General features: G+C 58.2%; 3 protein-coding genes. 1 reads left to right on the top strand and 2 read right to left on the bottom strand.

What is annotated here, in order from left to right; all coding sequences use genetic code 11:
- Positions 1–485: 485 nt before the first annotated feature.
- On the top strand, positions 486–1346 hold the full coding sequence (locus ACF8AM_RS23420) for a transposase (protein WP_392557975.1): 861 nt from the start codon (positions 486–488) through the stop codon (positions 1344–1346).
- A gap of 57 nt (positions 1347–1403) precedes the next feature.
- Here ACF8AM_RS23420 and rrtA read toward each other — a convergent pair whose 3' ends face one another.
- Both rrtA and ACF8AM_RS23410 read right to left on the bottom strand, forming a co-directional pair.
- The gene (gene rrtA, locus ACF8AM_RS23415) at positions 1404–2078 is read right to left on the bottom strand and encodes a rhombosortase (RefSeq protein ID WP_392557974.1); all 675 of its coding nucleotides are present in this window, start codon (positions 2076–2078) and stop codon (positions 1404–1406) included.
- The coding region (locus tag ACF8AM_RS23410; RefSeq protein WP_392557973.1) for a VWA domain-containing protein at positions 2075–3857 on the bottom strand (1783 nt) is incomplete at its 5' end. The genes rrtA and ACF8AM_RS23410, both read right to left, overlap by 4 nt.

The following is a 3857-nucleotide window of genomic DNA, read 5'->3' as shown; positions in this document are numbered from 1 at the left end:
CGTGGTCGGTCACCTCGAACAACACCATCGGATCCTCCACCGCGGCATCGTCGTAGACGTCGGTGGCGATCGGACTACCGAACTCGATGTACCACTTCGAGGGCAGCGGCACGATGCCCAGCGGGCCTGGGAAAGCATGGTGTGGAGGATGGGAGGACGTCCAGGGTAGGACTCGATCCCTAGCATGTAACCGACTGAGGCTTCTCAGTCGGAGACCTATCGCTGTCTTCGGTGCTGAATTTCAGTGTTAGGCCGACTGAGAGGCCTCAGTCGGCTACGAGTGAGGATGCATGGCTTCGTCCGTGGGAAAGCATCGTGTGGAGGAAGGGAGGACGTCCGGAGTAGGACTCGATCCCCAACATGTAACCGACTGAGGCTTCTCAGTCGGAGACCCATCCGTGTCTCCGGTACTGAATTTCAGTGTTCGGCCGACTGATGGGCCTCAGTCGGCTACGTGGTGGGTGGTTGGGGGGTAAATTGAGTGGATGTCGAACGATCGTCGCCAGTTTGGATTCTTTGATCCGAAGCAGGAGTACTCCGTCACATACGGTGTTCTTCCCCATTGGGAACAACCGGGTGCGACGTACTTCATCACCTACCGCACTCGCGATTCGATCCCGCAAGCTGCGTTCGATTTGTGGCAGCGACAGCGAGCCGATGCGCTCCGGCGGCTTGGAATTGATCCATACGCTTCCGATTGGACTGCGGCATTCAGTCGCTTGGACTGGGGAGTCCGACGCCAGTTCGCTCGACAATTTGCAACGATCCAGGAAGCCAGTCTCGATGAATTGCACGGGGCGTGCCCGCTGCGAGACCCAAACGTTTCCAACGTCGTCGCCGAGAACCTCCTGCATTTCGATGGACCGCGATACAGCCTGGGTGGCTTCGTTGTGATGCCGAATCATGTTCACGTTTTGGTGTGCTTTGATCGCAACGTGACATTGAAGGACCAGTGTCGAAATTGGAAACACTACCAGTCGCTACGGATCAACGAGTTGCTCGGGCACAAAGGCCGGTTGTGGCAACCTGAAAGCTTCGATCATCTCGTGCGGGACGGGGACCACTTCCAGAAATTTCGCACGTACATTCAAAACAACCCTGTGAAAGCCGGGCTGAAAGAAAGCGAGTTCAGGCTGTATCTCCCAGACCTTCAAGACGCCCACTTCGTAACCGACTGCGGCCACTCAGTCGGAGACACACTTTCCTCTTTTTCGATATTGTTTTTCTGGTGCTGGCCGACTGAGAGGCCTCAGTCGGCTACATGTGGTGGTGAGTTGGTTTCGTTCGGTGGGAATTGGTCAGCATGTGCCGGCATGGAACGCGTGCAGCATCGTCCCGAAACGTAACCGACTGAGGCCTCTCAGTCGGTTGGACATGGTTGCTGACTGAGGGGCCTCGGTCAGCTACTGGAGTTCTGGCTCGCGGGGGAAAAACCTTGCGGCGCTGGCAGTGATTGCTCCCAGGACCGCGCCGGAGAGGTGGGATTCGACCAGCGGTTGAAAGCCTTCGGCGTTAACGAACAGGATCTCGCCGGTGGTGAATTCGTAGCCAAGTTTGGCGAGGAGCAGGAAACCGGCGACACTCCAGAAACACGTGAACGTGCGGTCTCGGTCGGCGACAGATTGGCGGATTTGGTTGGCGAGGAACCAAACAAACAATCCTGTGTCGATGCCACTCAGGCCTCGATAGGTCGTGACGTCTTGGCACATGAACAGGATGGTCGCGGAGATCCCAACTGACATCGCGATCAGAGCGATGGGATAGAAACGTGGATTCTGTCGTTCGCACGCGGCACTCAAGACCGCGAACATTAGCAAGTCCCAAAACAAATGACCGCCGCCAAAGTGGGTGAGGTGACCGGACAGAAGACGCCACCATTGTCCGGAATCGACAGAGGCAAAGTCCAATTGCAGACCAGCGGTCAGGCCGGGGAAGGCGAACGCCGCCAGGGCGATGACTGACACCAGCAGCGTCACCGGGATCTGTCGGAGCCAGCCGCTTCCCTGGCGGCACATCGATTGGATCGATGTGCCGTTGGTCTTGGGATGCGTTGCGATCAGTGATTCGCTGGCACTCATCGGACCACATCCTGTTTGCTGCTTCGCGACTTGCGTCGACGCATCATCGCGGCCGCCGCGCCGCCGAGGGAAACGATCCCGGTGATCGGGCCGATCGGTCCGCCGCCTCCTCCTCCGCCGCCCCCGTAGTTGCCACCGCTCGATCTAGGAGCCGGCGAGGGTGTTGAGATGGTTGCCGGGGCGGCGGCTGGCACAGCGGGTGTGTTGTTCGTGGACGCTTGGTGTTGAGGTGCTGGTTTCGCAGCAGCGACCGATCGGCCGGCTGATTCGCGGGACATGCCTTCAGGTGTCATGACTGGAACGGCTTCGGTGACCAATTGTCCTTGCGGTGCTTCGGAAAGTTCTTTCTCAACGGCGATGAACGATGTGTACTGAGTCATCAGTTGATGCTTCAGTCCCAACTCAGTGATCTCGGCGCGGCCCGCAGGCGTTTCAGCTCCCACGTCACGGTTCCAAATTTGCCGTATTCGTCGGCGAGCCCAGACCGGACCGATCGAGTCATGCTCGGCTTCTTGTTCGGGAAGTTCGAGCTCCATTCCCATCTGAACAGGGTGACCAGACACGTTGCCCTTCAGCGTGATTGTGCCGGTTGCTGGTGTGTCGTAGCGGCCCAGGACGATCAGAGGTTTGCCCGCGTACAGATCGGGAAGCCGCGAAGGGACTTGGTCTTTGACAACCAATCCTCCCCAGTCGATTTGCAAGTCAGTCATGTAAGGTTGGCTGGTCAGTTCATGGAACCGGCGAGCGATCTCAGTTGAGTTGTCTTGGTTAGTGACTTGCGTGGAAAACCCGCGTCCCATCTCGGCGGCTCGGCTGATCAAGTAGTCGTTTGGTGCGGCTCCGAATGCGACGGGGAACACGCGAGCGTCTTGGAATTCTGGCTGGCGCAGGTAGCGAAGGATCGAGTGGTCGTTGCCAACGAGAGCGTCGGTCATCAGGACCATGTAGCGTGGGCGGGCAGATTCGTCTGCCTCGCCGCCGAGTGCCAACTTGAGTGCGGGCAACAGGTTGGTTCCTCCGCTGGCACGCAGGCCGCGAACGAATTGTTTGGCGGATTGGATGTTCGTGTCCGTCGCTGAGACTGCGTCGGGTTGGAATGCGGTTGAACGGTTGCTGAAGGCGATGACTCGGAATTCATCGTTGGGGTTCAAGTGATCGAGCACATGATCAGCGAACAAACGCAGTTGGCTGATCGCGGGCCCGTTCATCGATCCACTGGTGTCCAGCACCAGAATCACTTCGCGAGGTGTGATTTCAGTTGGCTCGATCGACCACTTGGGTTGTAGCGCCAACATCACGTAACCGTCTTCTGCCTCGGATTCGCGATGGGTCAACGAGGCCAGGGTGCTGTCGTCTCCGGCCAAACGATATTCGACGATGAAGTCCTTGTCGGCGATCGTGGATTGATTCTTCAGTGTGATAACGGCGTGGGTTTCTGAGGTTTGCTGAATGTCCAGCTCATGAGTGACTGGCACGATTTGCTGGATTGGCATTGCGGCGTCGATCTTGACCGAGACGAACACGTCGTTGCCGTTTCGCATGCCTTCGGGAAGGGAATCGGGCGTGATCCGCGACGCATCGGGGACTTGGTCGGTGTCGGCCGCCCAGCCTCGTCCCACGTTGGGACGAGTCACCGGGGTTCCTGGGATGTAACGGGGACCGACGACCATGGGGAATCGGAAGACATATCGATCTTCATCGATCTCCAACGGGTGCACGTACTCAATGTGGACGGTCACTTCGCCGTTCGCTGGGATGTTGGCGACGGATTGAGAGAAC

Source organism: Rhodopirellula sp. JB055, from assembly GCF_043100905.1.
Lineage (GTDB): Bacteria > Planctomycetota > Planctomycetia > Pirellulales > Pirellulaceae > Rhodopirellula.
The sequence above is the reverse complement of the archived record's forward strand: the minus strand, read 5'-3'. Positions and strand labels throughout refer to the sequence as shown.